Consider the following 2,220-nt stretch of genomic DNA (forward strand, 5'->3'; position numbering starts at 1 on the left):
GCCGCCGGTCAACACCGTGGTCGTCCCGGCCGACGAGGACCCGGTGGCGGCGGCCGGCAGCGAGGTGATCGGCGGCCCGCCGGGCCGCCGGGCGCTGCTGGGCGTCTCCTGGTGGATCCCGGCGCGCTTCCTGGCGCTGGCGGTGATCGTGATCTCGGTGCTCGGCATGGTGCAGAAGGCACCCTGCTACAACCAGGCCTGGTTCCAGCCGGGTTCGCCGCAGTACATCCACGCCTGCTACAGCGACATCCCGCACCTGTTCTCCGGCCGCGGCTTCTCGGCCGGGCTGCACCCGTACGTGGACCGCATCCCGGGCACCTCGGGGGATCTGCAGTACCTCGAATACCCGGTGCTGACCGGCCTGTTCATGCAGGTCGCGGCCTGGCTGACGCCCGGCGCCGGCACCTCGCAGGACCAGGAGCGGTGGTTCTGGGCGATCAACGCGGGGCTGCTGATGGCCTGCGCGGTGGTCGCCGTGGTGGCGCTCTCGCGCACCCACCGCCGCCGCCCCTGGGACGCCCTGCTGTTCGCGCTCGCGCCCGTCCTGCTGCTGAACGGCACGGTCAACTGGGACCTCCTCGCGGTCGCGCTGGCCGCCGTGGCGATGGCCTGGTGGTCCGGCTCCCGGCCCGGCTGGGCGGGTGTCTTCATCGGCCTGGCCACCGCGGCCAAGCTCTACCCGGTGCTGCTGATCGGCCCCCTGCTGGTGCTCTGCTGGCGGGCCGGGAAATGGCGCGAGTTCCGGGTGATGCTGGCCGGCGCGGCCGGCTCCTGGCTGCTGGTCAACCTGCCGATCATGGCGGCCAACTGGCAGGGCTGGTCGACCTTCTACGTGTTCAGCAAGCACCGCGCCGAGGACTACGGCTCGTTCTGGCTGATCCTGATGCAGAGCCGGGGCACGGGGCTGGCCGACCTCGACCTCTACATCGGCGTGCTGATGGTCCTCGGCTGCCTGGCCATAGCGTGGCTCGGCTTCACGGCGCCCCGCCGCCCGCGCTTCGCGCAGCTGGCCTTCCTGGTGGTCGCCCTGTTCGTGCTGGTCAACAAGGTGTACTCGCCGCAGTACGCGCTCTGGCTGCTGCCGCTCGCGGTGCTGGCCCGGCCGCGCTGGCGGGACTTCCTGATCTGGCAGGCCTGCGAGGTGCTGTACACCCTGGGCATCTGGTCCCACCTGGGCTTCGTCACCGGGCCCAAGCAGCACGGGATCGGCGAGGCCTGGTACCACTTCGCGGTCGTGCTGCACCTGCTGGGCACGCTCTACCTGGTGGTCATGGTGGTCCGCGACGCCCTGCAGCCGGACCGCGACCCGGTGCGCTGGGACGGCAGCGACGACCCGTCCGGCGGGGTGCTCGACCGGGCCCCGGACGTGTTCGTGCTCGGCACCGCCCGGACGCTGCGCGAGGAGGAGAGCTACGCCGGATACGCGCCGGCCGGCTCCGAGCAGTGGCTGGACGAGCCGGAACTGCCGGAGCCGGCCGAGAAGGCGTAGGCGCTTCAGTCGTTCTAGGGCCGGACAGGGCCTAGAAGACTGATGAAGATGTTGGGTTCTGGCCCCGCCGCGTGAGCGGCGGGGCCAGACTCGTGTTGTGGCGATGGGGGAATGGTCCGGAGAGACTGTCGGGCCGGATGTCTGGGAGACCTGCCGGGACCTGATTCCGGCAGGGAGTGTGTTCGCGTTCCTGGCCGAGCATCGCGGCCGGCTGTTTCCTGCGGTGATGTTCACGGACATGTACCCGTCGGCGAACGGCCGCCCGAGCATGCCGCCCCAGATCCTGGCAGCCGCGATCACTCTTCAGGCCCTGCACGGGCTCTCGGACTTCGAGACGGTCCAGGAACTGCGCTGCGACCTGCGGTGGAAGGCAGCGTGCGGACTCGGCCTGCACGACACCGCGTTCGATTCCTCACTCCTGGCCTACTTCCGCCGCCGCCTGGCCCGCTCCGCCCGACCGAACCGCGTGTTCGAGGCCGTGCGGGAGGTGGTGAAGGCGACCGGGGTCCTCAAGGGCAAGCACCGCCGGGCGCTGGATTCCACCGTGCTGGACGACGCGGTCGCCACCCAGGACACCGTGACCCAGCTGATCGCCGCCGTGCGGGCGGTGATCCGCGAGGTCCCCGGCGCCGACGAGGTCGCCACCCGCCACTGCACCGCACACGACTACGCCGACCCGGGCAAGCCCCGCATCGCCTGGAACGACGCCCAGGCCCGCGCCGACCTCGTGG

Annotated in this window: 2 protein-coding genes; both read left to right on the forward strand. The window is 71.4% G+C overall.

Features of this window, described 5'->3' with window-relative positions; translation table 11 throughout:
- Nucleotides 1-16 precede the first annotated feature (16 nt).
- On the forward strand, nt 17-1,489 hold the full coding sequence (locus ACFV6I_RS39230; RefSeq protein ID WP_380431043.1) for a glycosyltransferase family 87 protein: 1,473 nt from the start codon (nt 17-19) through the stop codon (nt 1,487-1,489).
- 103 nt (nt 1,490-1,592) lie between these two features.
- A partial coding sequence (locus ACFV6I_RS39235; protein WP_380431046.1) for a transposase occupies nt 1,593-2,220 on the forward strand: 628 nt, incomplete at its 3' end.

The sequence above is a fragment of the Kitasatospora sp. NPDC059803 genome, from assembly GCF_042732255.1.
GTDB lineage: Bacteria > Actinomycetota > Actinomycetes > Streptomycetales > Streptomycetaceae > Kitasatospora.